This window comes from Mucilaginibacter sp., assembly GCF_025362475.1.
Classification (GTDB): Bacteria; Bacteroidota; Bacteroidia; order Sphingobacteriales; family Sphingobacteriaceae; genus Mucilaginibacter.
On the sequence record NZ_JANYGH010000002.1, the window covers coordinates 153,560 to 180,429 of the forward strand.

The 26,870-nt window shown below is 43.9% G+C and carries 31 protein-coding genes; 24 read left to right on the forward strand and 7 right to left on the reverse strand.

All coding sequences use genetic code 11. The features are described from left to right. Window positions 1-178 precede the first annotated feature (178 nt). Complete coding sequence (locus Q0R88_RS01595) at window positions 179-790, reverse strand: TetR/AcrR family transcriptional regulator (RefSeq protein WP_295711514.1); 612 nt, start codon at window positions 788-790, stop codon at window positions 179-181. Between the two features lie 129 nt (window positions 791-919). On the opposite strand from Q0R88_RS01595, the gene Q0R88_RS01600 reads away from it, so the two are divergent. Then, window positions 920-1,510: a hypothetical protein gene (locus Q0R88_RS01600; RefSeq protein ID WP_295711516.1), complete on the forward strand. Its 591-nt coding sequence runs from the start codon at window positions 920-922 to the stop codon at window positions 1,508-1,510. 30 nt (window positions 1,511-1,540) lie between these two features. Then, on the forward strand, window positions 1,541-2,170 hold the full coding sequence (locus tag Q0R88_RS01605; RefSeq protein ID WP_295711518.1) for a hypothetical protein: 630 nt from the start codon (window positions 1,541-1,543) through the stop codon (window positions 2,168-2,170). A gap of 253 nt (window positions 2,171-2,423) precedes the next feature. Here Q0R88_RS01605 and Q0R88_RS01610 read toward each other — a convergent pair whose 3' ends face one another. Together Q0R88_RS01610 and Q0R88_RS01615 are read right to left on the reverse strand one after the other, a co-directional pair. Further along, window positions 2,424-2,894, reverse strand: a complete 471-nt coding sequence (locus Q0R88_RS01610; RefSeq protein ID WP_295711520.1) for a nuclear transport factor 2 family protein — start codon at window positions 2,892-2,894, stop codon at window positions 2,424-2,426. A 33-nt stretch (window positions 2,895-2,927) separates the two neighbouring features. Further along, window positions 2,928-3,683, reverse strand: coding sequence for a glucose 1-dehydrogenase (locus tag Q0R88_RS01615; protein WP_295711522.1), 756 nt, complete (start codon window positions 3,681-3,683; stop codon window positions 2,928-2,930). Between the two features lie 107 nt (window positions 3,684-3,790). On the opposite strand from Q0R88_RS01615, the gene Q0R88_RS01620 reads away from it, so the two are divergent. From Q0R88_RS01620 to Q0R88_RS01630, 3 genes are all read left to right on the forward strand, one after another. After that, window positions 3,791-4,150: a helix-turn-helix domain-containing protein gene (locus tag Q0R88_RS01620; RefSeq protein ID WP_295711523.1), complete on the forward strand. Its 360-nt coding sequence runs from the start codon at window positions 3,791-3,793 to the stop codon at window positions 4,148-4,150. Window positions 4,151-4,252: 102 nt separating this feature from the next. Then, window positions 4,253-4,831 carry a TetR/AcrR family transcriptional regulator gene (locus Q0R88_RS01625; RefSeq protein ID WP_295711525.1) on the forward strand — a complete coding sequence of 193 codons (579 nt, stop codon included), beginning with the start codon at window positions 4,253-4,255 and terminating at the stop codon, window positions 4,829-4,831. Between the two features lie 118 nt (window positions 4,832-4,949). Beyond that, a complete protein-coding gene (locus Q0R88_RS01630; protein WP_295711527.1) occupies window positions 4,950-5,279 on the forward strand; it encodes a MazG-like protein in 330 nt (109 codons plus the stop codon). A 190-nt stretch (window positions 5,280-5,469) separates the two neighbouring features. Here the strand turns inward: Q0R88_RS01630 and Q0R88_RS01635 are convergent, their stop codons facing one another. Beyond that, window positions 5,470-6,687, reverse strand: coding sequence for an IS4 family transposase (locus Q0R88_RS01635; protein ID WP_295711530.1), 1,218 nt, complete (start codon window positions 6,685-6,687; stop codon window positions 5,470-5,472). Between the two features lie 44 nt (window positions 6,688-6,731). Here Q0R88_RS01635 and Q0R88_RS01640 point away from each other — a divergent pair, with 44 nt between their 5' ends. Then, window positions 6,732-7,685, forward strand: coding sequence for a hypothetical protein (locus Q0R88_RS01640; RefSeq protein WP_295711531.1), 954 nt, complete (start codon window positions 6,732-6,734; stop codon window positions 7,683-7,685). Window positions 7,686-7,762: 77 nt separating this feature from the next. On the opposite strand, the gene Q0R88_RS01645 is transcribed toward Q0R88_RS01640, so the two are convergent. The 3 genes from Q0R88_RS01645 to Q0R88_RS01655 are packed head-to-tail and all read right to left on the reverse strand — an operon-like array spanning window position 7,763 to window position 9,850. Beyond that, window positions 7,763-8,104, reverse strand: a complete 342-nt coding sequence (locus Q0R88_RS01645) for a nuclear transport factor 2 family protein (protein ID WP_295711534.1) — start codon at window positions 8,102-8,104, stop codon at window positions 7,763-7,765. A 10-nt stretch (window positions 8,105-8,114) separates the two neighbouring features. Then, window positions 8,115-9,032, reverse strand: coding sequence for an AraC family transcriptional regulator (locus Q0R88_RS01650; protein WP_295711535.1), 918 nt, complete (start codon window positions 9,030-9,032; stop codon window positions 8,115-8,117). Continuing rightward, window positions 9,029-9,850: an SDR family oxidoreductase gene (locus Q0R88_RS01655; RefSeq protein WP_295711537.1), complete on the reverse strand. Its 822-nt coding sequence runs from the start codon at window positions 9,848-9,850 to the stop codon at window positions 9,029-9,031. The genes Q0R88_RS01650 and Q0R88_RS01655 overlap by 4 nt, the downstream gene beginning before the upstream one ends. A gap of 653 nt (window positions 9,851-10,503) precedes the next feature. Between Q0R88_RS01655 and Q0R88_RS01660 the strand changes: the two genes are divergently transcribed. From Q0R88_RS01660 to Q0R88_RS01745, 18 genes are all read left to right on the forward strand, one after another. Next, window positions 10,504-11,325: a DUF2249 domain-containing protein gene (locus Q0R88_RS01660; protein ID WP_295711539.1), complete on the forward strand. Its 822-nt coding sequence runs from the start codon at window positions 10,504-10,506 to the stop codon at window positions 11,323-11,325. Beyond that, the gene (locus tag Q0R88_RS01665; protein WP_295711541.1) at window positions 11,322-12,608 is read left to right on the forward strand and encodes a cytochrome C oxidase subunit I; all 1,287 of its coding nucleotides are present in this window, start codon (window positions 11,322-11,324) and stop codon (window positions 12,606-12,608) included. Before Q0R88_RS01660 ends, Q0R88_RS01665 begins: the two co-directional genes overlap by 4 nt. Next, entirely contained in the window at window positions 12,595-12,927 is a 333-nt protein-coding gene (locus tag Q0R88_RS01670) for a metal-sulfur cluster assembly factor (RefSeq protein WP_295711542.1), read from the forward strand. Before Q0R88_RS01665 ends, Q0R88_RS01670 begins: the two co-directional genes overlap by 14 nt. Next, window positions 12,927-14,111, forward strand: coding sequence for a hypothetical protein (locus Q0R88_RS01675; RefSeq protein ID WP_295711544.1), 1,185 nt, complete (start codon window positions 12,927-12,929; stop codon window positions 14,109-14,111). The genes Q0R88_RS01670 and Q0R88_RS01675 overlap by 1 nt, the downstream gene beginning before the upstream one ends. Window positions 14,112-14,189: 78 nt before the next feature. Then, on the forward strand, window positions 14,190-15,143 hold the full coding sequence (ric, locus tag Q0R88_RS01680; protein WP_295711546.1) for an iron-sulfur cluster repair di-iron protein: 954 nt from the start codon (window positions 14,190-14,192) through the stop codon (window positions 15,141-15,143). Window positions 15,144-15,186: 43 nt separating this feature from the next. Then, entirely contained in the window at window positions 15,187-15,615 is a 429-nt protein-coding gene (locus Q0R88_RS01685; protein ID WP_295711548.1) for an Rrf2 family transcriptional regulator, read from the forward strand. 183 nt (window positions 15,616-15,798) lie between these two features. Next, window positions 15,799-16,287 (forward strand): cytochrome c, encoded by a 489-nt coding sequence (locus Q0R88_RS01690; protein ID WP_295711550.1) that lies wholly within the window; start codon window positions 15,799-15,801, stop codon window positions 16,285-16,287. Window positions 16,288-16,307: 20 nt separating this feature from the next. Next, on the forward strand, window positions 16,308-18,290 hold the full coding sequence (gene nosZ, locus Q0R88_RS01695; protein ID WP_295711553.1) for a Sec-dependent nitrous-oxide reductase: 1,983 nt from the start codon (window positions 16,308-16,310) through the stop codon (window positions 18,288-18,290). Window positions 18,291-18,349: 59 nt separating this feature from the next. After that, entirely contained in the window at window positions 18,350-18,925 is a 576-nt protein-coding gene (locus Q0R88_RS01700) for a hypothetical protein (protein ID WP_295711555.1), read from the forward strand. Then, entirely contained in the window at window positions 18,922-19,362 is a 441-nt protein-coding gene (locus Q0R88_RS01705; RefSeq protein ID WP_295711557.1) for a nitrous oxide reductase accessory protein NosL, read from the forward strand. The genes Q0R88_RS01700 and Q0R88_RS01705 overlap by 4 nt, the downstream gene beginning before the upstream one ends. Next, window positions 19,359-20,597, forward strand: coding sequence for a nitrous oxide reductase family maturation protein NosD (locus Q0R88_RS01710; protein ID WP_295711559.1), 1,239 nt, complete (start codon window positions 19,359-19,361; stop codon window positions 20,595-20,597). The genes Q0R88_RS01705 and Q0R88_RS01710 overlap by 4 nt, the downstream gene beginning before the upstream one ends. After that, a complete protein-coding gene (locus Q0R88_RS01715) occupies window positions 20,585-21,301 on the forward strand; it encodes an ABC transporter ATP-binding protein (RefSeq protein WP_295711561.1) in 717 nt (238 codons plus the stop codon). The genes Q0R88_RS01710 and Q0R88_RS01715 overlap by 13 nt, the downstream gene beginning before the upstream one ends. Then, the gene (locus tag Q0R88_RS01720) at window positions 21,295-22,062 is read left to right on the forward strand and encodes an ABC transporter permease subunit (protein WP_295711562.1); all 768 of its coding nucleotides are present in this window, start codon (window positions 21,295-21,297) and stop codon (window positions 22,060-22,062) included. Before Q0R88_RS01715 ends, Q0R88_RS01720 begins: the two co-directional genes overlap by 7 nt. After that, window positions 22,062-22,481 carry a hypothetical protein gene (locus Q0R88_RS01725; protein WP_295711565.1) on the forward strand — a complete coding sequence of 140 codons (420 nt, stop codon included), beginning with the start codon at window positions 22,062-22,064 and terminating at the stop codon, window positions 22,479-22,481. The genes Q0R88_RS01720 and Q0R88_RS01725 overlap by 1 nt, the downstream gene beginning before the upstream one ends. A 2-nt stretch (window positions 22,482-22,483) precedes the next feature. After that, complete coding sequence (locus Q0R88_RS01730) at window positions 22,484-22,864, forward strand: hypothetical protein (protein WP_295711567.1); 381 nt, start codon at window positions 22,484-22,486, stop codon at window positions 22,862-22,864. Between the two features lie 141 nt (window positions 22,865-23,005). Next, complete coding sequence (locus Q0R88_RS01735; RefSeq protein WP_295711569.1) at window positions 23,006-25,276, forward strand: TonB-dependent receptor; 2,271 nt, start codon at window positions 23,006-23,008, stop codon at window positions 25,274-25,276. A 44-nt stretch (window positions 25,277-25,320) separates the two neighbouring features. Beyond that, window positions 25,321-26,010 (forward strand): Crp/Fnr family transcriptional regulator, encoded by a 690-nt coding sequence (locus Q0R88_RS01740; protein WP_295711571.1) that lies wholly within the window; start codon window positions 25,321-25,323, stop codon window positions 26,008-26,010. Window positions 26,011-26,669: 659 nt separating this feature from the next. After that, a partial coding sequence (locus tag Q0R88_RS01745; RefSeq protein WP_295711572.1) for a DUF1016 N-terminal domain-containing protein occupies window positions 26,670-26,870 on the forward strand: 201 nt, incomplete at its 3' end.

Here is a 26,870-nt window from a genome sequence, read left to right on the forward strand (position 1 = left end):
GATCCATTCATTAGTGTTTCCGGACGGTTCGATGCCTGTGGACTTTCAGGCGATAGTTATTGCTGATCAATATGGAACATACTAAACGCCTTTTGCACTGTCATCGAGCGTGTAGCCGCTGCTTTTGCCATAAAATACTAATTAGTAGGTTTGCAAACCTAAAAGTTAAACGGCCGTATTAACAACCCGCTAAAATACTTTCGGCTATCCGCTTGTTTAACTGTGCTACCTTTGCATCGCCCAGCCCCTGCGCCACAATGACCGATCCGGTGATCAGACTTAACAATTGAGGAAAAAGTATCTTCACTTCGTCCGGTTCTACAAGTGTTTTGAGACGCGTTTTAATAAAATCTCCCCAATGCTCAAAATAAAGATCAACCTTCCCCCTTAACACTTTTACATCCTCCTGGTTAAAATCATTTAAACCACGGGCAAAAGCGCAGCCATTAAAATCATCTTCAGAGAACCATTGTTCCAGGAAATCAAATATTGCCAAAATCTCCGCTTTAGCCCCGCCTTTTACACGCGAAACGTGTTTATCAAGCTCCGAAAACCGGAGCCAGTCCTTAGATTCTAAATAGGCAGCGATCACTTCGTTCTTTGAAGGGAAGTGATTATAAAAAGTTCTTTTTGATACACTGCTTTCTGCAATGATCCGATCAATTCCAATGGTATTAACGCCATATTCATTAAAAAGCGCATTCGCTGTTTTCAAAATGCGATCACGGGGTTTGAGCGATTCAATGGTATCTGCACGCAGGTCTTTAAAATTTGATACTTCAGTTGTCATAAATCATCCATTTGTCAATTTATAAAAAGTACACAAATCTGTCTACTTTTTCTTGCAAAAGTACACAAGTCTGTCTACTTTTGTCAAAGATAATATTAATAAACATTTTCAATAAAGGAGGAAAAAAAAATGACAAATTACAGCGAACACGAATTCAGGAAACAACCCTGGTTCGATCAAAAGAACTTCCCCGGCTTCGACCAGGCAATCCCGATGAAATCTATGGTGATTTACTGCTTTGATCCACGCGCCGCTAATATTCCCAATGCAGTTGCAGCATATTTTGGGGATGAGGTCTATCCTGGCGAAAACATATTTAACGAAGCCGGCAATAATGTAGGGTCGACACAAACCTTGTTTACACTATCAAATGCAGGTGGCCGGGCTATCGGTGCTTTGCAGTCAGTTGCTACCATGAATTATCTATTTAATGACTTGGAAAGACTTATTGTAGTTCACCACTCTTTCTGCGGCGCGACCTCATTTGAACCGGACCAGCTTATCGAGAAGTTTCATGACCACTACCACGCAGATATCTCAAAAATGTGGGATCATGATGACCTGGCTATCATGGACTACGAGCAATCGATCAGGCATGATGTCGAACTGCTACGGTCAAGCCCGGCAACGCCGAAAAAAATGAAGATCTATGGTTTCTTCTATGATATCAGTTCTGGCAAATTAACCGAGGTGCTTCGCGATATTCCAGCAGAAGACTAAACGTAACTAATGTCATAAACACAGATCAATATGAATATAGATTTCAAACTCCCGGACACTGAAATCGTCAGACAAGCACACGATCTGGTCCGCTCAGCTTCGGGCGACATGCTTTATAACCACCTGATGCGGTGCTATTTTTTCGCGGAGCTATTCGCACAGCAGGAAAACTCCAATGCTGACCGCGAATTGATCTTCTTATCAACAACCATGCATGACCTTGGTTTCACAGACCTGGGCCGCGGCCCTAATCGTTTTGAAATAGAGGGTGCTCACGCAGCCCGCCGTTATCTCAAAGAATGGGGTGTTGAAGATGACCGAAGCTGGAAGGTCTGGACCAATATCGCCGCGCACACCTGGGACATTAACCTGTTCAAAGAAGACGAGGCCAGGATCTCCCAACTGGGGATACTTTATGACGTAATCGCCCTGCCGCCGGAGATCAAACTTGACCCGGAAACGGTGGCAGAAATTGTTCGGCGCTACCCGCGCCTGGACTTTAAACATGGTTTTTACGAGATGCACAGGGAGGAATTGGAAAGTAAGCAGCCTTATCCGCACAGGTTTCATATGTGTACATGTATTGCGCATGAGCAGGGGCTTCAACTGGAGATCCCCAACCCGAAAACTTGGTTGAACGGTGCTCCTTTTAACGAATGATTCCAGCACAAGTTTAATGGCAATATACAAGAAAAGCCCTTTTTCAAGGGGCCTTCTGCCAAATGTAGCCCAAACTGGACAATTCACGAACTTTTTCTTGGAGGATTTGCATAGAATGGCGTTTTGAAAAACATTTCGAGAAGGGCACTGGACAATTCACGAACTTTCAATGGGTATAAAAGTGGCTCGAACCGTTTTATTTAGTTGATCAATAAAACGGTTCGAATTACTTATCACCTGCCGATCAACTTCATTAGATATCCGTAAGAACCGATGGGTCTCCTGAGCGCCAAACATTATCTATTGTAACCCGCTGAATAATCCAAACATCTTCCTGTCTGATCAGTTCCACATCGTATCTGTTTTTCATGAGATAATGCCGGGAATGATCGTTCGAGGGTAAATGTTGTGCTTCTACAAGAGCGTCCATAACCGCTTTATCCCCATTGATAAAGACCCTTGGATTACTTACTGAGTGGGTGGTATCAATCTTGCTCAGTGAACCAGTTAAGGCAGCTACGATGGCAACTCGTCCTTCCAATACCGGATATTCGAAGCCGGCTTTTCTTGCGGCGGGCCCGAAATCAGATATTGCGTCTTTCGCAAAAGCTGATGCAAGAAGGTTGCTATCACGCAGGTCAATGCCCGCAGCGAAGCGGTAGAGGGTTTCAACTACCGCAAATTTATCTGCGGTTTCCTGAAAGTTTATTATTTGATTTTTCATTATATTAAATTTTAGATCTGAATTTTTAGATGTTTAATAGCCAACGCCTCTTACACCGCCCGATGCTCTGATAGATTCACCTGTTACCCAATGTGCATCTTCGGATGCAAGAAAGACAGCAAGCGGGGCGATATCTTCCGGTTCGCCAAATCTGCCAAGGGGTGTTCCCGAGATCAGTTTTTCGCCAAATTCGCCCTCAAAATTTCCGGCGGTGGCCGGTGTATTGGTGTGGCCCGGAAGTATTGAATTTACCCTGATCTTACGAGGGCCAAGCTCCCTGGCCAGTGCTACTGTCAAGGTATCCACAGCACCTTTGGTTGCTGAATAAACGCTTGATGCCAGGTAGGGATCCGTGCTTAAAATAGAGCTGATATTAATGATGCTTCCGCCATGATCCATCTGTTTTACAGCGGCCTTCGCTGCCAGCAAATAACCCATCACATTCAGATTAAACTGTTTGTGAAAAGCGTCCTCAGTCAGGTCGTCGAGCATTTCGAAAACTGCGACACCGGCATTATTGACAAGGATATCAACAGGTCCGAATTTCACTTTTACCACATCGAACATGCGTGTGATATCGGTTGAGCTGCTCAGGTCGGCCTGAATGGCGAAAGCCTTTCCGCTGGCTGATACGATTTCATTAACAACCTGATCGGCGTCCTTTGCACCTGAGGCAAAATTTACGATCACTGTTGCGCCCGCTTTACCGAATGCTTTGGCGATCCCGGCGCCTATGCCTTTGGAAGCACCGGTCACCAGCGCCACTTTATCTTTGAGTTTTAATTCCATTTTATTTAAATCTGTAATAAATGATGGTTCAAAGGTAGATACCCCTAACTTTACTTATGTTATGGGTTTCCTGAAGTAAAGCGGGTTCCCTGTTCAGACAGCAGCACATGGGAAAGACCAAAACGATATATGAAGAAGAGGCAGATTGTTCCAAAATACTTTTTGCCATACAGGATACACTCGATCTGATCAGCGGTAAATGGAAGATCAAAGTGGTGGGTGTTCTGTTATATGGTAAAAAGAATTTCACCGATCTTCAGCACCGGATCAACGGGCTTGGCGCAAAGATGCTTTCAAAAGAATTACAGGACCTGGAGATCAACGGAATGATCACACGGACGGTCAACACAACAAAACCCATCACCGTGACTTATGAACTAACGCCCTACGGGCATACACTTGAACCGATCATCCAGGCACTTGCCGATTGGGGAACGGAACACCGGCACAAGATCACGGGCCGTTAGGTTTATTACATTTATTTCTGGGGAGCCTCAATTTACATAAGTGAATAAAATGACATTATTTTAGAACAGTTGTTCTAAAATAATTTTAGGTTTGCAGGAGAAATGGCAAGGAACTTAGAATTTAACGAAGAAGAAGCAATCAAAAAAGCGATGGAGGTTTTTTGGAAAAAAGGCTACAGCGGCACTTCTATAAGAGATGTGGCCGAGGCGATGAATATCAAGATCAGCAGTATCTATAATACAATGGGTGATAAACATCAGCTGTTCATCAAATGCATTCGCAGTTACACACAAACCCGGGCGATTGAAGCACAAAACAGCGCCGGCAGAGTGAGGTCACCATTAAAAGCCATTATTAGTTTTATTGAGGGTGCTGTACATACGATCCTTTACAGCGCTAACAGTTGTTTAGCTATAAAAACCACTTTCGAAGTAGCCGCAACCGATCCGGAGTTGCAGGCCATTCTCCGCGAAGACCATGAATTTACGTACGGCTTATTGACAAGTCTTATCCAAAAAGCGATTGAGCTAAAAGAACTCCCTGCTGATGCTGATGCGAACACCCTTGCCGATTTTATCCTTAACAACTTTACCGGCTGGCACGAGTCCTACATTATCCATCAAGACCCGATCAAGATCAAAAAAATGGCTAAATACTTGATCGGTCAAATATCAAAGTAATACCGTTTTACCTATGTGCTTATTAATAGAGCAACACAAATAGGCGCTTATTTTGTAACAAGTGTTCTAAAATAAGCGATAATAAATTGTCCACACGCATACCCTTTAAACAACTCAAATGAGCAAAGAACTGAATTTCACAGAGGTAATTTCCCGGTCAAAACAGATCAGGAAGCAGTATCATGAACTTGAAAAAGAACACCACGGCAGTGAATGGACCATTGAAGAGGATGCTCTGGCATTTTTAACAGATGCAGGTCTGGTGGGCAGGTTAACCATGTCGCAACAAGAGCGCTGGCCAAAGGGAGATACGACGAATGAGGAACTTTCACACAAATTGGGAGAAAGCATCTGGTGGCTGATCATCCTGGCCGGCCGTATGAATATAGATATTAATGTTGCCCTGGAAGGCTTCCTTTCAAAAACAGAAAAACTCTTAAAGAAATAAAACATGACCACGATAAAAGAAAAAATGGGAAAGCTACTGATCTACGGTGCCACAGGCTATACCGGTACCATGATCTGTCATGAAGCCGCACGAAGAGGACTTGATTTTGAGATCGCGGGACGAAGTCACTGTTGTCCGGTAAAGATTGGCTAATCAAGAAAAGATGTTGATTAGTGTATGTTTTAACGGTTTAGGTTTTAAATCCGATTTCTAAGCCCCCCAGTTTTAGCTGAGGGGATCGACTATCGGGAGCAGACAGCTTTTCCGGATTATTGAGAAAATCGAATAAATGGATATAACTCATCAGGTGCAGCCTGATAATGGAACTCAGATTAGAGAATGCCCATCGCTTTTTTAGCTGTGCCTGTACAAGTTTGATAAGTAGATCGGCAATAAAAGCACACCAAATCTGTATCTTAATTGCATTTTCATTATCTCCAAGAAAGTATTTGAGCGGGAAGTTTTGTTTGATTCTTTTAAACAATGTTTCGATCTGCCAGCGCTTTTTATAAAGATCAGCTATTTCCAGTGCTGATAAGGTGAGATTGTTGGTCAGAAACTCAAACTCCCTCGACTTTTCCCTATCAAAAAAGGTAATCAGTCTGCTTTTAAGTTTAACCTTTTTACGGTGCGTCCTGGTACCTAAAGTAATCATCCGGTCAGCCCTTACACCGGCTTCCATTTCTTCGGCACTAATTGGGTTTGTGCCAGTTTCCGTATAACTTGCCCCTTTTCTTTGCCGGGTAACGAAAGACACACCTTCGTTATCAAGCCGCTGGTATTGACTATAATCAACGTAGCCTTTATCAAACACTATAAATGAACCTGCATCGAGATTAATCTCTTTTAGAAAGGTCATATCATTGGCACTTGCAGCTGTGAAATTAATCTGTATAGCAACATCATTGGCGGCATCCATTAGTGTATGGACCTTAATGCCGCCTTTCCTTTTTCCATTCATTTTTCCCGGACTCGGGGCTTTGAGTATTTGCTGAAATAAAGTAATAGTAGAGGAGTCTGCTATATATAGTTTAGGCTGGAGCCCAGTCCGGCTGTCCGGTAAAAGATGCCTGTAATTCCGGTAAAGTTGTTCATAAATCAACTCGAAGACCTTGCAAGATCGTTTCATATTAGCATCGCATAATGTGCTTCTTCCCGGGGCTTTTTTGATACCTGTATGTTGCAGTTTATGGCAGCAGGCTTGCATTCCGCTAACTACTTCCCGGCTGCTGGTACACTTATTAAGCACGCAATACAACATCGTTACCAAATGTGTATAGGTGTCGAAATAGCGGTAATAACGATCATGCTGTCCGGCGCGGGCTAAAGTCTTTACAGAGCTGCGATCTATCAAATTCAGCAGCTGATTTAATATCGGCTGTCCGGTAAAAAAAGTACTTTTGCTCATGTTGGTTATTAAAGTGTGGTAACTCTAATATCAACACAAAAGGGGTGGCTTTTAGCTACCCCTTACTTTTTTTCAAAAAATTCGTTTACCGGACAACAGTGGGACGAAGTAAGGATAAGCTGGCCGTATTGGCGGGTGAGCTCAATGTCTCTTATCATGTATTTCCGGTTAATGATCATGGCGGATGGGGGGCGGCACTCGCAGGTAAAACCGCTTTGCTGAATATTGCAGGTCCGTTTAGCGAAACGGCTGAACTGGCCATGGAAGCTTGTATCACGTTCAACGTGCATTATATAGACATCACCGCAGAAGTGGATATTTACCGTCTTGCTGAAACAAAGGATGAGAAGGCTAAAGTCGCGGATATAATGATACTTTCAGGAGCAGGACTTTTTGCAACTTACGACCCGCTGGTAATGCACACAGCCAAAAGAGTAAATGAACCGGTGAAACTACGCGTGGCCTTCAAATATTCGGGAGGTTTTACACCCGGCTCCATCGCCAGCAGTGCCAATATTATCAATGCCGGATATTTGGTGCGTAAAGATGGCAAGATCGAAAAGCTGATAGAAGCGCCCTCTGCTGCTTTTGATTTTGGCGACGGACCGGAAGATTGCTTTCCGACCCCTCTTGGCGGTGTCGTTTTATGCTACAGATCGACCGGCATTCCCAATATCGAAGAATATTTTCAGATGGCCCTGCCCGCAAATACACCCGATCCCGAAACCGTAAAGATCCAAAATGGTGAATTGAGCGCGGATATAGCTGAAAGGGTAAGTATGATCGTTGCTGAGATCACCGGCGCAGACGGAAAGATGGTCAGATCTTTGGCGAAAATGCCTTCTGGGTACATGCCAACGGTCACTTCCGCGATAGAGGTTGCATCCCGTGTACTTAAGGGCGGGTACAAAGCAGGCTTTCAATCGCCGGGATCTGTCTATGGGCAGGACCTTCTTTCTTCATTGACTGATGTTGAAGTGATTGATCTGGAACAATAGCATGCAATTACCTTAAACAAATACACCTTACAGCGATGAGCTGTAAGGTGTTTTTCATACTGATAGTTACAATATGACTAATCTAAATAAGCATCAATATGTTCAATAAGTCCCGCTTCATTGACACGAATATCCAGGCCTCCGGTCTCATGGCCGAAATCCCCGGTAAAATCCACTTTGACCAAAACATTATCTGGTCCGGAATATTCCAATGACAGCAATTGGGTTGACGTGTGATAACCGATGAAAAAGGTCACAAAGTAATTTTTGATCCCCGCTGTATGCTCGAATTTATCACCCACGGAAACATCTTCGATCACTGCGTCCGCAGCGAAAAGGTTAAGGACAGCCTGGGTGTCAAAGCGGTTGGCCGCAGCTATGAATTGTTGAGCGATCTGCTCAAGTTCGGAATGTTTCATAAAAAGCTTTTTAATTTAAAGACTGCCTGAAAGCAAGCGGTGAAAATTTGGTTTTGCTTTTGAACAAGCGGTTAAAGGATTGCGGGTGTTCGAAGCCTAATTGGTAGGCGATCTCAGCAACGCTTAATTCACTTGCGCTTAACAATTCTTTTGCTTTTTCGACCAGTTTAGCATGGATATGCTGCTGCGTGTTTTGGCCGGTCAGCGAACGAAGCATGTCGCTCAGATAATGTGCTGACACATTTAGTGCTGCCGCTAGTTCATCAACCGCCGGCAAGCCATTCGTTAAGGGCTTACCGGTGTCAAAATAATCAGCGAGTAAACTTTCAAAACGAACCATCAGATCACTGCTGGCTGTTTTACGGGTAATGAATTGCCGGTTATAATAGCGTTTACTATAGTTCAGTAATAATTCCACCTGTGATATCAGTACGTCCTGGCTGATCTGGTCGATTGCCGAGTCAAGTTCCATTTCGATGTTCCTGAACAGAGCGACGATGACTTGCTTCTCTTTCTCTGATAAGTATAAAGCTTCACTGACTGCGTAGGAAAAAAAACCATAGTTTTTGATGCTTTTCCCCAAAGGGTACGACCTGATAAAGTCAGGGTGTATCAGCAAGGTGTAGCCCCCGTAATCAGCTTCTCCTTCCAATGCAGTGATCACCTGGTTCGGTGAGATAAAGGATAAGCCGCCCTCATCAAAATCATAATGGTTTTGGCCGTATTTTACTTTGCCGCTAAAATTCTTCTTGTAGGAGATCTTATAGAAATTGAACAGCATTCCTTTTTCCAGTTCGACTGTATCCACCGTAATATTACTGTAATCTACCAGACTGATCAGCGGATGCAGGGGTTTGGGTAAACCCAACGCCCGGTGCAGTTCCGAGATCGAAGTGAATACAACGGGTTGTTTACTTACACTTTTCATGCTTGTGGGTATGGTCTCTGCAAGTTAAGGTATTTTGTCAAACCGATACGGTAAGCTTCAGGGCCTTCAGCCAGGCGTTTGGCATAAAGACGCACCGCGTCATTCCCGGCCGGGTAAGTTAGCTGGTCTTTTTCATCCGTAGCTGCCTGATAAACCACCTCGGCAATCTTTTCAGCGTCCGTAAATTCCATCAACGTTCCATCTTGAAAACCTTCGGTCATTTTGGCCACCGTAGCTTCATAGGCCTTATCCTCAGTTACCTGCATGGCTTTCATAAAATCACTTTTAATGCCGCCCGGTGCTACGTTCTTGATACCGATATTAAATTGGGCCAGATCATAGGACAGGCTTTCCGCCAGGCCTTGCATGGCCCATTTTGAAGCGTTGTAGATCGCCGATTGCGGATTGGAAACCAAACCGCAAAGCGAAGTGGTATTAATAAATAATCCTTTATTACGCTGACGAAAATAAGGGATAAATGCCCTGATAACTGCCAGGTTACCAAAGAAATTCGTGTCGAATTGCGCGCGGATCTGTTCTTCGGTATGCGATTCGACCGGCCCGATCAAACCGTAGCCCGCGTTATTAAATACTACATCAATATCACCAGACTCCAATGCAGCCTGCACGGTTTTTACTATCTGTTCGCTATTAGTGATATCCAGCGGCAACAGCGTTAAGTTGGTTAATTGATTGAGTTCTGTTTCTTTTTCCGGTGACCGCATCGTGGCAATGACGTTCCATCCCTTAGCCTGGAATAATTTGGCGGTTGCTTTGCCTAATCCGGCCGATGCGCCGGTGATCAAAATAGTTTTCATGTTGCTTTCCTTTTGTGTGATACAAATTTGCGATGTTACAAAAGCGTGATCATAACCGAATCGGACGGTGTTATAACCGAAATGAAGAATAGCTGAATTTTGATTTATTAGTTGAAATGGTTCGAGAGGTACCTTAAGGGAAATTCGAACCTTGAAAAAATGGCGTGGAAACACTTTTCAACGCGCTTTTTAGACTATATGGAATAAAAGGCTAAAGACTTCGTCAGTAAATTTCGAACTAAAAATGACCAGGTCGTAACGGTTTGGATCACAGAATTTTATTGGCATAAAAAAAGGAAACAACCACGAAGTGGTGTTTCCTTAAGTAGGGGAAGCGGCAAAAATTCTAACTTTCATCATGATATAGAGGCAATTGTAAGCGCTCGAACATTAATTGAAAACGCAAATAGTTTATAGGATTAATTCTTCATTCTTTACAATTCGCTTCGGGTAAAGAGCCTTTGTCAGCCACGATTGATCGACTATCGTTCTGTGTTATTAATTTTCTCGAAAGGCTGTTATTTTCGGCTGATTATTTATTCTCATAAATAATTCCAACTAAATATATAAATCTACTACATACATCGCTATTGTCACACAATTATATGATTTAAATCATATAATATAGATCAAAGTGTGTTCATTTTTGCGTTATGGAACTCGCAATAAATTCGCAAACAAAGATCAGTCAACTGCTCGAAGTCGACCGAGACCTGGTGATCAAGACGCTGGTCGGCTTGAATAAAAAATTTTCAAGACTTAAAAATCCATTACTACGGAATTTATTGGTCAAAAGGGTTAGCATTGCCGATGCCTGCAAAATATCAAAAACCGAGATCGCTGATTTTATGTGGAGCATGAAGCAGATCGGATTCAAAGTAACCACTGATACTTGCGTTGAAAATAATATATCCGTGCCGAGTGCTTCTTTCCAGGAGCCGTTGGATTATCTCGAACTTGATGTGCGCCCTATACTGGCCCGGGATAAAGATCCTCTAAAAGAAATATTAGCCTGTATTAAGAAACTTGAAGACGGTCAGGGATTAAAACTTATCAATACCTTCGAGCCGCTGCCATTGATCCATTTGCTGGCGGACAAAGGTTTTTCTTTCCGTATGGAACACCCGGAGCCAAACGTGGTCGTAACTTATCTTAGCAAAGCAATACCGACCACGGAAGAAACGGCAACCATTCCTTTAACAGTCCCGACAGCTGATAATGACCAATTCGACCAGCTGCTGAAAAGATTTGACGAACACCGAATTATTTTTCTTGATGTTCGCCAGTTGGAGATGCCAAAACCCATGCTGGCCATCCTGGAGCAAACGCCGAACCTTGTGGCAGGTAACGCCTTATTTGTACATCACAAAAAGATGCCGGTATACCTGCTCCCTGAACTGGAGAAACAGGAATTGACCTATGTCTTTAAAACGATCGGCCCGGCTGATATCAAGATGCTGATCTATAAAAAATGAGTGGGATAAAGCAGAACCCTGGCCTTTATAAAATCGTGGTAACCCATTATGTGACTGCCGCGTTTTGTTTTTCGGCACTTTCTGTGATGATGCTGTGCTCCGTGAAAGCTTTTACCGGGCACTATTTCCATCCGCAGATCCTTGCTATCACCCATATGGCCGCGCTCGGCTGGGGAACAATGATCATCCTCGGGGCATCTTATCAGTTGATCCCTGTTGTACTGGAAACGGAACTGTACAGCGAAAGGCTCGCGTGGATAAGCTTTGCGCTCTTTATGCCAGGGTTAATTGCACTTGTCTATTCATTTTGGGTATTTGTGCCGGGTATCCACATGCAATGCGGGGCTATTTTATTGCTTTTGGCGGTTGTCCTGTTTACGGTTAATGTATATCTGACTGCTAAAAAGAAAAAGCAGCAGACCATCCAAGAGGATTTTATCTTTAGCGCCTGTATCTGTCTTTGCCTGACCATTGCATTAGGCGCGGCTTTGGTCTTTAATTTTACGCTGTCCATATTTCCGCAGGATCATCTGCATTTTCTGAAATTGCACGCGCATATGGGGTTGATCGGATGGTTCCTGCTGATGCTGATCGGCGTGAGTTCCAAACTGGTACCCATGTTTCTGGTATCTTCGTATCAAAGCACCAAATTGCTTACCTACAGTTATTACCTGATCGTCGGCGCGCTGCTGTACTTCCTGGTAGATTCCTATCTATTCGGGCTCAGTCTACGTACCTATCTGATATTCGCGATAGGTACCGCCGGATTAACCTGCTATTTTATCTTCATTTTAAAATGCCTGCGGTCGCGGTTAAGAAAACATATCGACCTGCCGATGATGAACAGTTTCCTGTCGTTTATTCTGTTAAAGATAGCAACGCTAACCGTTCCATTCATCATCTACTTCTATCTCAGAAACAACCCGGTGACAATCCGGTTTTCCATGATCTATGGTGAATTCATGTTGATGGGCTGGATCACCGCGTTAATACTGGGGCAAACTTTCAAGACTCTGCCCTTCATTGTTTGGGTAAAACACTACGAGCATCTAACAGGCAAATTCAAAACGCCGATGCCCGCGGACCTTTTTTCAAATAACCTGCTAAAGGCACAAACAGTTTCCTACCTGATCTTTTGTGTGACCTTTATGCCTGGCTGTTATTTATTGTTCATGCCGCTGATCTACGTCGGGGTAGCCGCGCTAATGATTACCGCGATGCTTTACCTATCCAACATCTTTATTGTACTTTTTCATAAAACGAAAACTTATGGCAAGCTTTGATATTACCGACCCCAATTCCTTTTTTAAAGAACAAATCATAGAAACGCTCCGCCTGGTGATGGATCCGGAACTGCACATCAACATTATCGACCTTGGGCTGGTTTACGGCATAGAAATAGACAGCCCTAAAAAACAGATTCAGGTTCAGATGACCTTGTCCTCTTCGTATTGCCCAATGGGTGAAAGCATTGTATCTGCGGTTAAAAACTGTATCGAAGGCCATTATGAAGGTTATACGACTAACATCGACCTTGTTTTGGAACCGGTTTGGTCATATAATAATATATCTGATGAAGGTAAACGGTTGTTACGCATTTAATGAAACGCTTTTTCACCCTTAATTACCCCCGCTGGGCGATCGTTAATTTTATTGTTTTGAGCATCTTCGGCATAATGCTGCGTTATATACAGCTTTACCACATTCCCGGACTTGATTACCAGTTCATCCTGCACGCACACTCGCATTTCGCTTTCTCAGGCTGGATGTTTTTTTCAATTGCCTTGCTGATCGCATTATTATGCGGTGACGGCAAAATCGGTTCCGGTTTCACAATTGTCCTTTTACTAACGCTCGTCAGCGCTTATGGTATGCTGGCCAGTTTTTCCTGGCAAGGCTATAAACTTGTTTCCATTAGTTTTTCAACACTTTTTGTAGGTGTAACTTTTCGTTTTACGTACCTCGTATTTCATGGAAATTTATTAAAAAACCGTGTGAGCGAAACGGCTTATGTCCTCCTCCGGGGTAGCCTGATCTTATTATGTCTTTCTGCGTTGGGGCCATTCACCTTAGGCCCGCTGGCTGCATTGGGGCTTAAAAACACACCGTACTACCAGGACGCGATCTACTTCTACCTGCATTTACAAATGAACGGGTTTATGTTACTCGCTGTTTTGGGACTACTGGCTGCTGCCTTGCCAATTAAGCCATTAGGAAGGCGATCAAGGCTATGGCTGTATCTTTTTATCTTTTCTACGGTACCTCTCTTTTTTATTTTCACCTTATGGAGCAAGCAAGGTAATATTGTCTGGATTCTGGCCTGTATCAGTGCTGGCTTAAACTTGGTCAGTTGGCTTGTACTGTGTTTTAATTTTAGAAGTCAATGGCGCAATTTGTCGTTTATAGAACGGGCGGCTTTCATAGGCCTTACTTTCAAATGCGTTTTTCAACTCCTGGTATGTGTTCCTGCCGTTGGCGACTGGACCTTCCTCAACCGCAACCTGATTATTGGTTACATCCATTTGCTTACCCTGGGAATAATCATGCCCCTGTTGATCGGTCAGTTTTTAAGGAAAAGCCTGATTGTCCGCTGTAAATCAGTTTCCATAGTAAACACCCTTTATATCTTGCTGGTGGTAGCATACCTCTGCCTGCTCTTTATACAATCCTTGTTAGCGTTATTTTCCATCACAATCCCATCTTACCAGTCCCTGTTATTTTTACTTTGCCTTTCCTTTCTTCCTGTCGGTATTTTATTGTTGTTTAAGACAAAAAGCAACGTATAAAGGCCAGACGTGACGACAATCACTTTTTGATAAATAATAAAAGATATATTTGTCTTTTATTATTTAACAATTTAGAAAATGGAAGTATTAGACATTTTGGACGTGACCGTGATCGAACCACGGTTTAAACATCCAAAGATTTTTGACAAGTTCGATTCGCTGTTAGCAGACGAAGCTTTTATTATTTACAATGACCATGATCCTAAACCTTTGTATTATCAGCTCCTGGCTGAAAGAGGTCAGGTATTTTTTTGGGATTATCTGGAAAGCGGGCCGGAAGTATGGCAGGTGAAAATCGGCAAAAAGACCGAAGCAGAAAACACCGAGACCATTGGTGAGATCGTGGCAAAAGATTACCGTAAAGCGCAAGTCTTTAAAAACTTAGGTATAGACTTTTGCTGTGGTGGTAAAAAAACCATAGCTGAAGTTTGTGAGAAAAAAGGGATTAGTCCCGAAGAAGTGGTGCGTCAGCTCGAAGCCGTTAAAGGTGAAGCCACCACGACCAGCGAAAACGATTTTCAAAACTGGGATCTGGGCTTCCTGAGTGATTATATTATCAATACTCACCACCGTTATGTACGCGAGAATACAGCTTTCATCCTGGAGATAGCGCAAAAAGTAGCCCGCGTCCATGGCGAAAGACATCCTGAACTTATCCAGGTAGCCCATTTATTCGAACGGATCGGCAATGACCTTATCCTGCACATGGTCAAAGAGGAAAAAATACTATTTCCTTTTATTAAGGAACTGGCACAGGTTTACCATACAGGTGGATTGCTGCCTTCAGCAAACTTCGGAAAGATCTCCGTACCGATACAGATGATGGATTCCGAACACGAGCAGGTAGGTGGCGATTTTGAAACTATAAGGACCATTACTTCGAACTATCAATTGCCGATAGACGCCTGCAGTTCTTATACTATACTATTCAAGAAACTGGAAGAATATGAAAACGACCTGCACCGTCACGTGCACCTGGAAAGCAATATCCTGTTTCCTAAAGCCATTCAGCTCGAAAAGGAATTATCTTAACGGATAATTATATATAAGGGTTGTAAAATCAACAGCACAAAAAATGATACTATCCAAATCATGTGAATACGCCATTAGGGCGACGGTTTATGTCGCCCTTAAAAGCAGGAAGAATGAAAAGACGGGGATCATCGAAGTTGCTGGAGCAATTGGTTCGCCCATGCATTTTACAGGCAAGATATTGCAAACCCTGGTCCATAAGAAGATTCTTTTGTCCGCGAAAGGGCCGACCGGTGGTTTTTATGTTGAAAACGGGCAGGACCTTTTCCTGATCGACATTGTACGGGCCATTGATGGCAACGATCTTTTCACCTCTTGTGTGCTGGGTTTAGAGAAGTGTTCGCAAACACAGCCATGCCCGATGCATGAACAGGTCAAACCGATCCGGGATATGTTAATGGCCGAGTTCAGCAAGAAGCCGGTTACCGAACTGGTGGAAGAGTTCCATAAGCATAAATACTTTCTGAAGTAAAAAAATTTGATTTAATAAAAGACATTTATATCTTTTATTAATATGATTTAAAGTAGATAAAATAAGCATAAACAAATCAAATACAGCTTATAATATGATTTAAATCATATTATAAGCTGTCGGACATCACGTCCACCCTGCTTGTTTACTGATAGTTTTATCAAAAATTAAAACACAAGAAAAATGAAAAATTTAAAAACCTTACTTATTGCTACGCTCGTGTCAGGTTTGACCTTTTTATATGCCTGCGGTCCGTCAAACGGAGCCACGGAGGCAGACAATACATCGGCCTCTACGCCAGCAGCAAGCGCGGATATTGACCCGGCTGCAAAAAGCGACAGCAAGGGTGTCGGCAAATTCACGGATGTGAAACTGACTGCCATTGACCCCGCAATGGCGGATAAAGGGCTTGTCGTGTTTAACGCGAAATGCGCTGCCTGTCATAAATTGACCGACCAGAAAGTGGTTGGCCCGGGCTTGAAGGATGTTACCAAAAGACGCACCCCGGAATGGATCATGAACCAGATCACCAACCCAGTTGAAATGGAAGCAAAAGATCCGGTTGGCCAGGCATTATTGGCAAAACACCTGACCCAAATGACCTTCCAGAATGTAACAGATGAAGAAACCCGCCAGATATTGGAATACTTTAGAAAAAACGACAGCAAATAACATTTAAACTTTTACGGATTATGAAATTTTCACCTTATAAATTATTGGTAGCGGCCCTGGTTTTGTTAGCGGGCAGTACCATTTATGGCTGTAAACCCGGAAAAGCCGGCTCATCAGTCGATGCCGATGCCGCGCAAAAAGTATATGTGGCACCAGGTAAATATGATGAAGTATATGCTTTTCTATCCGGCGGGTTTAGCGGTCAGGTAGCTGCCTACGGTATTCCTTCCGGACGCTTGTTAAAAGTGATCCCTGTATTTTCCCAAAATCCTGAGAACGGCTACGGTTATTCGGAAGAAACCAAACCGATGCTGAATACTTCACACGGCTTTGTGCCCTGGGATGATTCGCACCACCCGGAGCTTTCAAAAACCAATGGCGAGGACGATGGCCGCTGGTTATTTATTAACGGAAATAATACGCCGCGTATCGCTCGTATTAACCTGACAACCTTTAAAACAGCAGAAATTTTAGAATTGCCGAACATCGGCGGAAATCACGCGTCCCCGTTTTGTACGGAGAATACCGAATACGTTGTCGGCAATACCCGTTTCAGTGAGCCGCTTGATAACAATAAAATCGACAATCCGATCAGCAGCTTTAAACAGACCTTCAAAGGTGCTGTATCATTTGTTAAAGTAAATAAAGACAATGGAGCAATGAACCTGGCTTTTCAGCTGATAGTTCCCGCCTTTAATTATGATCTCGCACATGCCGGTAAAGGCCCGTCACATGACTGGATCTTTTTTACCTGCTATAATACCGAACAGGCGCATACCCTATTAGAGGTGAATGCCAGCCAGCGTGATAAGGACTTTATAATGGCCGTGAACTGGAAAAAAGCAGAGGAATTGATCGCCGCCGGTAAGGGAACTAAAACGCCTGCAAAATATGCGCACAATATATATAATGAAAAAAACCACACGGCTACCTCTGTCATTGAAACAGAGACACAGACCATTGATGTCACTAAATTTCCAGGCCTTGTTTATTACATGCCCTGCCCGAAATCTCCGCATGGTGTAGATGTAAGCCCTGACGGTTTAAGTATTGTTGCAAGTGGCAAACTGGCGGCTGTGATCCCGGTTTTCTCTTATCAGAAAATGCTGGACGCTATCGATAAAAAACAATATGACGGTATGGTAGCCGGTAATATCCCGGTATTGAAATACGAAGCCGTCCTTCGCGGTGAAGTTAAAAAGCCGGGTTTGGGCCCCCTGCATACCGAGTTTGATGATAAAGGCTTCGCCTATACGACCATGTTCGTTTCTTCAGAGGTGGTTAAATGGAAAGTGGACAACCTGGAAATTATAGACCGGATACCTTCTTATTATTCACCCGGCCATTTATCCATTGTCGGCGGCGACTCTAAAAAACCATTTGGCAAATACCTGCTTTCACTGAACAAGATCACCAAGGACAGGTACCTGCCAACAGGTCCGGAACTTGCCCAGGCTTGCCAGCTAATTGATATTACCGGTAATAAAATGAAGCTTTTGCTGGATTTCCCAACCATCGGTGAGCCGCATTACGCGCAAATGATCCCGGCAGAAAAGGTGCTGAAAAACCAAATCAAATTCTTCAAACTGGAAGACAATAAAAACGCCTATGTAACCAAGTCTGAAAAAGACACTAAAGTAGTACGAAACGGCAACCGGGTGGATGTTTACATGACAGCTATCCGTTCACACCTTGCACCTGATAACATTGATGGCATTAAGATCGGGGACGAAGTTTATGTCCATGTAACTAACCTGGAACAGGATTGGGACGTACCGCACGGCTTCGCGATCAAAGGTGCGAATAACGCAGAATTATTGGTCATGCCGGGTGAAACCTGTACCCTAAAATGGACTCCAGGATTAGCGGGTATTGTACCCTTTTATTGCACTGACTTTTGTTCAGCACTTCACCAGGAAATGCAGGGCTACTTTAGGGTGTCACCGGCAGGCTCCAATGTACCCATTAAATTCTCTATCGGCGAAAATCCGGTAACTCAATAATTATAAATCAAAGCGTATGGCGTTTGAAAACACTATACGCTTTGGATAATTCCCCGACCATGAAAACCCATACAAGAGTGTTGATCTTCATCAGCGGCCTGCTGATGCTGAGCGCTTATTTTTTTCCGTTATGGCATATTTTACTGGACGCTCCCCAATACCCCGAAGGCCTGGAAATGAAGATCTGGCTGAACGGACTGTCGGGTAGTATCGATCAGATCAACGGTCTGAACCATTATATCGGAATGAAATTTATTTCTGTAGCCGATTTTAAAGAATTTAAGATACTCCCCTATGTATTTGGGGTATTGACGCTCATCGGTCTCGCCGCCGCCATCGCCAAAAGCCGCAAACTTTTATGGACCTGGTTTATTGGTTTGTGCCTGTTCGCCTGCGTTGGCTTTAGTGACTTTTACATGTGGGAATATAGCTACGGACACAAACTCAATCCACATGCCGCTATCAAAGTAGAGGGGATGAATTACCAGCCGCCGCTTTTTGGCTATAAGCAACTGCTCAATTTTACTGCTGGTTCTTTACCTGATACCGGCGGGATCCTGGTAGGATTAGGCGGGTTACTAGCCGCAACCGCACTTTTTTATAAACCGAAAATTTCTCCAAACAAGATCAAATGAAAAGGTTAAACATCATTACAATGGTGCTGTGTTATTTTTTGACGGCTTGCAGCAACGCGCCCGATCCCATCCGCTATGGTAAAGATGCCTGTGCGCATTGTAAAATGACGATCATGGATAAGCGTTTCGCTGCTGAGCTTATCACCGCGAAAGGCAAAGTATTCAAGTTTGATGCAGTTGAATGCATGGGTAATTTTATAAGCGAAAACCCTGCCATTGCCGGCGACTCGAAGAGTGTTTTTTTAGTCAATGATTTTAGCAAACCCGGACAATTTACCGATGCCCGGAAATCCTTTTTCCTCCGGGATAGTTCGCTGTCCTCACCTATGGGTGGGAATTTGGCGGCTTTTCTTTCCCGGCCAGCGGCAGAAGCCGCAAAAAAGGACAGGTCGGCACAGGTGTATGACTGGTCACTGCTATTAAGTAAAGACAAATGATGAGATCGCTGATCGTTAAAATAGGTTTGTTGTTGGCGATGCCGCTTCCGTTATGGGCACATACGATCATCGTGGCGCCCGGAACAAAGGTGGTAACGCTCAAACAGGCGGTAAACCTCGCTAAAAATGGCGATACCATACGCGTTGAAAAAGGGACCTATATTTCACTGAATACTATAGTAGATAAAGAACTGACCATTTTAGGGCAGAACCAACCGATCCTGGATGCCCGTTACCAGGAAGAAGTGCTGACGATCACTTCCGGTCATGTTAAACTGGACGGTTTTATCATCCAAAATTCAAAAACGGGCTCCATGCGTGATTTTGCAGGCATCCGCTTAAGTAATGTGGAATTTGTGACCATCAGCAACAACACGCTCGTCAATAATTTTTTCGGAATTTATTTATCCAACTGTAAACACATCCAGGTACTGCATAATCATGTTACCGGCTCCAACAACATTGAGAACTCCGGGAATGGCATCCATTTATGGAAATGTAAGGAAGTACTGCTCAACGGAAATTACGTGACCCGTCACCGGGATGGTATCTATTTCGAGTTCGCTAAAAAATGTCTGATCGAGAATAATTTCAGTGAAAAGAATATCCGTTACGGGCTGCATTTCATGTTCTCTGACGATGATACCTATCGGCAAAATACCTTTAAAAACAATGGATCAGGTGTTTCCGTCATGTACACCCGGCGCATTGCCATGCTGGATAACACGTTCATTGAAAACTGGGGTAGCTCTATCTATGGCGTATTACTCAAAGAGATCACCGATGCGCGGATCGAAGGCAATCATTTTATCCGGAACACCACCGGTATCTATATGGAAAACTCCGACCGCATCACGGTAACCCATAACGATTTTATTTCCAATGGCTGGGCCATGCGGGTACTGGCCAGCTGTAACAAGGACCATTTTACCCAAAATAACTATAAAGGAAATTCTTTTGACGTTACCACCAACGGTACTTTAAAAGAGATCTATTTCAACGACAACTATTGGGACAAATACGAAGGCTATGACCTGAACAAGGATGGTACCGGTGATATCCCGTACCGCCCGATAAGCCTGTACGCGCAGATTATCGAACAGAACCCGCAAAGCGTCATGCTGATGCGAAGTTTCATCGTCAACCTGATCGACAAGGTAGAACGCGCCATTCCTTCCATTACGCCCGAATCTGTTAAAGACGAAAAACCAAGAATGAAACTATGGAAAAGATAATAGCGGTCAAGGGACTTAAAAAATCATTTGGGCGGCTGGAAGTACTCAAAAATGTGAGCTGCGATTTTACCAGCGGCGGGGTGGTATCCATCCTGGGTCCAAATGCCTCGGGGAAAACTACGCTGATCAAATCCATCCTCGGGATGGTTATACCAGATGGCGGAGAGATCTTGTTTCAAGGCAAGTCTATTCTGAACACCTTTGATTATAAAAGAAACATCGGTTATATGCCCCAAATAGGGCATTACCCCGATAACATGAAGATCGGTCAGCTTTTTAAAATGGTTATGGATATCCGGCAACAGGACGCGGTGGACACAGAACTGCTCAAAGCTTACCAACTGGAGAGTATGTATCAAAAAACCATGCGCACTTTATCCGGTGGCACGTTACAAAAAGTAAGCGCTGCGCTGGCATTTATGTTTAACCCTGATGTGCTGATCCTCGATGAACCATCTGCCGGCCTTGACCCGCTCGCCGCCGAAGCGCTGAAAGAAAAAATACTGGAAGAAAAATCTAAAGGCAAACTGATCATGGTAACCTCCCATATTCTGAGCGAAGCCGATGAGATATCTGATCATATCCTCTACCTTTTTGAAGGCCAGATCAAATTTTATAAAACTTTAACGGACCTGAAACTGGAGACCGGCGAGCAGAAACTAAGTAAGGCCTTAACACAAATATTGAGTTCACCATCATGCTAAAGATCGCGAAATATATCATCCTTGATATTGTACGCAGCAAGGTATTGCTGGCGTATACACTTTTATTGCTGGCGATCAGCCTGACCATTTTCTTGTCAGATGCGGACGTAACCAAAGGTCTGGTAAGCATTACGACGGTTATCCTGATCATCGTTCCGCTGGTGAGCATCGTTTATGCGACCACTTATTACTTTAATGCGGCCGAATTCACCGAAATGCTGGTATCGCAGCCCATCAGCAGGCGAAATATTTTACTGGGGAAATTCATCGGGATCAGCAGTTCGATCTTGCTTGCCTTTTTTATTGGCGTATGTATTCCCGTTTGCCTGTTCGCTTTTTCTGCCACCGGCATCACACTGATGATCTCCGGCTGCCTGCTGACACTCAGCTTTATTTCGCTGGCTTTCCTGACATCGACCATCACCCGCGATAAAGCCAAGGGTATTGGACTTGCCCTAATGCTTTGGTTCTATTTCTCGATCATATTTGATGGGCTTGTTTTATTATTCCTTACGCTTTTTGCCGATTATCCCCTGGAAAAAGCGATGATCGTTTTAACGGCATTAAACCCAATAGACCTTGCCCGTATCCTGATCCTGCTGCAACTTGATATTTCCGCGTTAATGGGCTATACGGGCGCGCTTTACCAGCAGTTTTTTGGAAGCGGTATCGGAATTGTATTTTCCCTGTTGATGCAAATGATCTGGATCATTGTACCATTATTTTTTGCACTTAAAATATTCAAAAAGAAAGACCTATAATGAAAAAATCAATCACTGTTATTGTGCTTGCACTCGCTTTTTCTGCACTTCATGCAACGATCCGCTATCAGCATGAAAAAACTTCTGAGGAATTAGTGCTTAACAACGGCACCAAATGGAAGATCGACCAAGCTACCGGTAATAATGTTGCCCGTCTCCGGCAGATCGTCAAAAAAGTCAACGGCAATACGTTAGCTGATTATCACCAGGCAGGCACCAGGTTACAGGCGGGTATCGATCAAATGATCAAAGAATGCCGGATGAAAGGCCCGGATCACCTGGCCCTGCATAAATGGCTGGAACCTTTGATGGAACAAGTTGCCCAGCTTAACCAGGCAACTAACGCAGCATCGGCCAAAATTCACATCGGTGAAGTAAAAAAACGCTTAAATATATTCAACCAATATTTTAAGATATAAAAATGTTAAAGCAGTTAACGGCATGGCTTTTAATTTTCTCGGTGCTCACCGTTAACTACTCGCGGCTGTTCGTTTATGCCGGGTTCAAATTGAACCAAAGCTATATCACCGCCAAACTGTGCGAAAATCGCGATAAACCTTTACTGCATTGCAACGGTAAATGTTACCTGATGAAAAAGATAAAGCAAGCGGAGGACAAACAAAACAATGCCGAAAGCCAGGCGCAAAAAAACCTGTTCCAGGATGGTTATTTTGTCAACAATTTCTTTCACAACAGCACCTTATGGCGCGTGGGTATCGAAAGCCCGTTCCCGTCCGTAGGAAATTACGGTAAACTTCGAGGTACTTTTCACTCCATATTCCGCCCGCCCCAATTGAGTTGATCTTTAATTAAGTCTAACCATCAAGGAGGAGCCTTTTGGCACCTCCAATGGATAATTTATGCACGGATCGTTTCTTCCGACCTAAAGAATAATTTTCAACGATCAGCAAACCGCAAGCGGTTTTACTCAATATATATTCCAATGAATACGCTAAAAAAAATGGCGTTGCTTATGATAGTCACCGTTTTAGCGGTGCAATGGGCAAACGCACAATACATTTATAAAGGCCATATCGCCGATAATACCACCAAACAGCCACTGGAATGCGCCTGTATTCGCGCCAATGGCAAATTGTGCTGCACCAGTAAAACAGGGGACTTTCAGCTTTCGCTTCCATCTGACACGGCCACTTTGACAATTACTTATATTGGTTACACGACAAAAGTTTTCCCGGCGCACAGTTCAGCTATGCCGGTGAGCATTGTAATGGATAACGGGCAGGTTGACCTGAAAGAGGTGATGATCGCCCCTTCACTGATGTGCAGTCCTTTTCATACCCTGAGTACTTTAGATCTGCGGGTGCGCCCGGTCAATTCTTCACAGGACCTGATGCGTCTGGTTCCCGGCTTGTTCATCGCCCAGCATATGGGCGGCGGCAAAGCGGAACAAATCTTTGTACGGGGCTTCGATGCGGATCATGGCACCGACCTGAATGTTTCGGTCGATGGTATGCCGGTCAATATGGTTTCCCACATCCACGGGCAGGGTTATGCCGACCTGCACTTTCTGATCCCTGAAACGGTGAAGAATTTTGACTTTGGCAAGGGTCCTTATTATTCCGCTTATGGCGATCTGGCAACGGCAGGTTATTTAAGTTATACCACCAAAGACGCGATTGACAGGAGCATGATCAGCCTGGAGGGCGGGCAGTTCCATACCTTCCGCATCGCGGCACTGGTCGATCTATTAGGGAAGCAAGCCGCTCAAAGCGGAACAACAGCCTATATAGCCGGGGAATATAATTATACCGATGGCGCTTTTAAGCTGCCGGAACATTATAAACGCACTAATCTGTTCGGAAAGTACACTCAAAAAATAGGAGCAAACAATAAATTAACCTTAAGCGCTTCTACCTTCAGCACCAGTTGGATCGCTTCCGGGGAAATCCCTGAACGGGTAGTTGCGGCTAATACGGTTGCGTTGGACGAACAGGGAAACGCGATCAGAATCCAGGCCGCTCCTGTAACCATCGACAGGTTTGCCGCCATCGACAGCGCCCAGGGAGGCCGCTCAACAAGGGTGAACGCCATTGCCCGCTTAACCACTGGTTTAAAAAACGACTGGTCCATGGAAAATCAGCTATACTACACCCATTACACATTTTCATTGCATGTGAACTCCACTTTTTTTGCGGCAGACAGTGTTAACGGCGACGAGCGACAGCAAGCGGAAACTCGGGATATGTTCGGTTATAACGGCAAACTCAGTAAACGCAAATACTGGGAGAATAACCTCCTGACTTCTATTATTGGATTGACCGGTCGCTTTGACCGCACCTATGGCACCGTTTATGACCACGTAACCAAACAATACCAATTCCTGGATAACATCACCCGGGGCGATATCCGACAAAATAACACGGCTATCTACCTGGATGAAACATTGGAAAGTGGTAAATGGCAGTTCAATGCTGGTGCACGGCTGGACTACTTTAAATTCAATTACCATGATTCCACAAAAAACAGTTTCGCGGTAAGTCCAAAACTGAATGTCCAGTATACAGCCAATGAACAAATTCAATTTTATCTGAAAGCGGGTAAAGGATTTCATTCCAATAACGCTATCATCGCCAATAACGGGCTGGAAACTATCCCGTCAGCATATGGGTTGGACCTGGGGCTGAACTGGAAGCCAATGCCGCGCTTATTCATCAACGCAGCGGTGTGGTACCTGTACCTGTCTCAGGAATTTGTTTACACCGACGATGGTGACATTGTGCCAGGTGGTAAAACCAAACGTTCTGGCATTGATCTCTCTGCCCGCTACCAGCTGACCAAATGGCTTTTTGCCGACCTGAACGTCAATATGGCCCGTCCAAGATACGCCGACAGTACAAAAAGCACCGGCTACCTCGCGCTCGCGCCCACGTTGACCAGCACCGGGGGGCTGGATTTTAGATTAAATAACGGGATCAACGGCGGGTTGAGCTACCGCTATATGCACGACCGCCCCGGAAATAACACGAATACCCTAACCGCAGACGGCTACTTCGTAACTGACCTGAAGATCAACTACAGCAAAAAACGCTACGAGTTCGGTTTAACTGTAGAAAATCTGCTGAACAAAAAATGGAACGAATATGCCGTTGAACAGGTGAGCCGCTTGAGAGGAGAAGCTGCACCGGTCGATCAGATGAGTTTTACACCAGGTACCCCCTTGTTCGCGAAAGTCAGGGTGGCTTTTTTCTTTTGACAACATATACTATTATTACCAACTGAATATTTAAACGAAAGTCCATGAACAAGCCCCAGAAAGGATGTAACCTCGAAAAATGTTTTTTGTGTAGTAATACCGTTCCGGAATGGCGCGAGACCATCAACCTCCATAAACAAAACCTGAAATTCAAAAAAGGCGAGGTGATATTTAGCGAAGGGCAACCGGTAACAGGCATTTATTTTGTTTATTCCGGCGCGGCAAAAGTTCATAAGAAATGGGGCGATGACAAAGAACTGATCATCAAGTTTGCCGCAGATGGGTCTATACTAGGGCACCGGGGACTGGGCAGCAAAATGGTTTACGGCGTTTCCGCTACTGCTGTAGAATCGCTGATAGTTTGTTTTGTGGATATCAAGTTCTTCGAAGCTTCGCTGAAAACCAATAGCGACCTAAGTTATAAACTCATGGTACTTTTTGCAGAGGAACTGGATGTTTCCGAACGGAAAATGCGTGACCTGGCACATATGCCAGTCAAAGGGCGCGTGGCGCAGGCCTTGCTATCATTAGAAGAACAGTTTGGAAAAGATACAGGTGGCTACATTAACCTTACCCTTTCGAGGCATGATCTCGCGGCCTTCGCCGCCTCGACCTACGAAACAGTTTTCCGGGTGATCATGGACCTTATAAAAGAAAATATCGTTATCGTGACTGGTAAGCAGATCAGGATCAATGACCGCCAAAAACTGGCGGGACTCACTACGGACGCCTGATGGCTCCTGGGCCGTTTGGCAAGTTGCTGTTAGTCGCTTTTTATCCCGGCGCTCATGAACAGCCGCTGCGCCAGAACCCCGATCAGCTTACGCTCTTTGGTTACCCTGGCTTCGTATATCTTCTCAGGTAGCTAATCAAAATGCGCCTAACCTTAAGGAGAATTCGAACCTTGAGAAAACAGCTAAAAAGCAACTTTCAGTTTCCTTTTTAGACCACATTGAATAAAAGTCTAAGGATTTGTCAGCAAAGTTCGAACTAAAAATGATGAGGTCGTAACAGTTTGGATCACAGAATTTTATTGGCATAAAAAAAGGAAACACCAATGATATAGTGTTTCCTTAAGTAGGTCGAGCGGCAAAGGTTCGACCTTTTATGATGATATACATGCGGTGATGGATGCAAAAGGGCTGGATCAATATAGTTTTTCTTCTAACAAGTCTTTCCAAACAATAAACCCTTTATGATCATTTGTGAAATCATGTAAGATGCGATTAAATTGTTCAGGATTAGGTAGAAACTTTAGCCTGTTTCAAATTTAGGAAGCAAACCATTCCTTTTCTAATTGATTTGATCAGCCATGATTTCAGTTAAGATTCATCTTTCTTTAATACGTCCTCTAATTTTGTAGTTTTGCGATTGAACCATAATTCTTTCTACAATGCTTATTAACCAATCTGTCATAGCTGATATTCAAGCCATTATTTATGATGCTAAAGATAAGGCGATTAGGTTGGTTGACCATGAGCGTACATTAATGTATTGGCAAATAGGGCAACGCATTTTCGAGGAGGAACAACAAGGGAAAGACCGGGCGGATTATGGCAATTACCTCACTAAATTTATTGCTGATCAATTAGAG

Excerpts from the sequence above, each read along its gene's own strand:
- Q0R88_RS01595 (WP_295711514.1), bottom strand. The coding sequence starts at position 790 with ATGACAACTGAAGTATCAAATTTTAAAGACCTGCGTGCAGATACCATT.
- Q0R88_RS01600 (WP_295711516.1), top strand. The coding sequence starts at position 920 with ATGACAAATTACAGCGAACACGAATTCAGGAAACAACCCTGGTTCGAT.
- Q0R88_RS01605 (WP_295711518.1), top strand. The coding sequence starts at position 1,541 with ATGAATATAGATTTCAAACTCCCGGACACTGAAATCGTCAGACAAGCA.
- Q0R88_RS01610 (WP_295711520.1), bottom strand. The coding sequence starts at position 2,894 with ATGAAAAATCAAATAATAAACTTTCAGGAAACCGCAGATAAATTTGCG.
- Q0R88_RS01615 (WP_295711522.1), bottom strand. The coding sequence starts at position 3,683 with ATGGAATTAAAACTCAAAGATAAAGTGGCGCTGGTGACCGGTGCTTCC.
- Q0R88_RS01620 (WP_295711523.1), top strand. The coding sequence starts at position 3,791 with ATGGGAAAGACCAAAACGATATATGAAGAAGAGGCAGATTGTTCCAAA.
- Q0R88_RS01625 (WP_295711525.1), top strand. The coding sequence starts at position 4,253 with ATGGCAAGGAACTTAGAATTTAACGAAGAAGAAGCAATCAAAAAAGCG.
- Q0R88_RS01630 (WP_295711527.1), top strand. The coding sequence starts at position 4,950 with ATGAGCAAAGAACTGAATTTCACAGAGGTAATTTCCCGGTCAAAACAG.
- Q0R88_RS01635 (WP_295711530.1), bottom strand. The coding sequence starts at position 6,687 with ATGAGCAAAAGTACTTTTTTTACCGGACAGCCGATATTAAATCAGCTG.
- Q0R88_RS01645 (WP_295711534.1), bottom strand. The coding sequence starts at position 8,104 with ATGAAACATTCCGAACTTGAGCAGATCGCTCAACAATTCATAGCTGCG.
- Q0R88_RS01650 (WP_295711535.1), bottom strand. The coding sequence starts at position 9,032 with ATGAAAAGTGTAAGTAAACAACCCGTTGTATTCACTTCGATCTCGGAA.
- Q0R88_RS01655 (WP_295711537.1), bottom strand. The coding sequence starts at position 9,850 with ATGAAAACTATTTTGATCACCGGCGCATCGGCCGGATTAGGCAAAGCA.
- Q0R88_RS01660 (WP_295711539.1), top strand. The coding sequence starts at position 10,504 with ATGGAACTCGCAATAAATTCGCAAACAAAGATCAGTCAACTGCTCGAA.
- Q0R88_RS01665 (WP_295711541.1), top strand. The coding sequence starts at position 11,322 with ATGAGTGGGATAAAGCAGAACCCTGGCCTTTATAAAATCGTGGTAACC.
- Q0R88_RS01670 (WP_295711542.1), top strand. The coding sequence starts at position 12,595 with ATGGCAAGCTTTGATATTACCGACCCCAATTCCTTTTTTAAAGAACAA.
- Q0R88_RS01675 (WP_295711544.1), top strand. The coding sequence starts at position 12,927 with ATGAAACGCTTTTTCACCCTTAATTACCCCCGCTGGGCGATCGTTAAT.
- ric (WP_295711546.1), top strand. The coding sequence starts at position 14,190 with ATGGAAGTATTAGACATTTTGGACGTGACCGTGATCGAACCACGGTTT.
- Q0R88_RS01685 (WP_295711548.1), top strand. The coding sequence starts at position 15,187 with ATGATACTATCCAAATCATGTGAATACGCCATTAGGGCGACGGTTTAT.
- Q0R88_RS01690 (WP_295711550.1), top strand. The coding sequence starts at position 15,799 with ATGAAAAATTTAAAAACCTTACTTATTGCTACGCTCGTGTCAGGTTTG.
- nosZ (WP_295711553.1), top strand. The coding sequence starts at position 16,308 with ATGAAATTTTCACCTTATAAATTATTGGTAGCGGCCCTGGTTTTGTTA.
- Q0R88_RS01700 (WP_295711555.1), top strand. The coding sequence starts at position 18,350 with ATGAAAACCCATACAAGAGTGTTGATCTTCATCAGCGGCCTGCTGATG.
- Q0R88_RS01705 (WP_295711557.1), top strand. The coding sequence starts at position 18,922 with ATGAAAAGGTTAAACATCATTACAATGGTGCTGTGTTATTTTTTGACG.
- Q0R88_RS01710 (WP_295711559.1), top strand. The coding sequence starts at position 19,359 with ATGATGAGATCGCTGATCGTTAAAATAGGTTTGTTGTTGGCGATGCCG.
- Q0R88_RS01715 (WP_295711561.1), top strand. The coding sequence starts at position 20,585 with ATGGAAAAGATAATAGCGGTCAAGGGACTTAAAAAATCATTTGGGCGG.
- Q0R88_RS01720 (WP_295711562.1), top strand. The coding sequence starts at position 21,295 with ATGCTAAAGATCGCGAAATATATCATCCTTGATATTGTACGCAGCAAG.
- Q0R88_RS01725 (WP_295711565.1), top strand. The coding sequence starts at position 22,062 with ATGAAAAAATCAATCACTGTTATTGTGCTTGCACTCGCTTTTTCTGCA.
- Q0R88_RS01730 (WP_295711567.1), top strand. The coding sequence starts at position 22,484 with ATGTTAAAGCAGTTAACGGCATGGCTTTTAATTTTCTCGGTGCTCACC.
- Q0R88_RS01735 (WP_295711569.1), top strand. The coding sequence starts at position 23,006 with ATGAATACGCTAAAAAAAATGGCGTTGCTTATGATAGTCACCGTTTTA.
- Q0R88_RS01740 (WP_295711571.1), top strand. The coding sequence starts at position 25,321 with ATGAACAAGCCCCAGAAAGGATGTAACCTCGAAAAATGTTTTTTGTGT.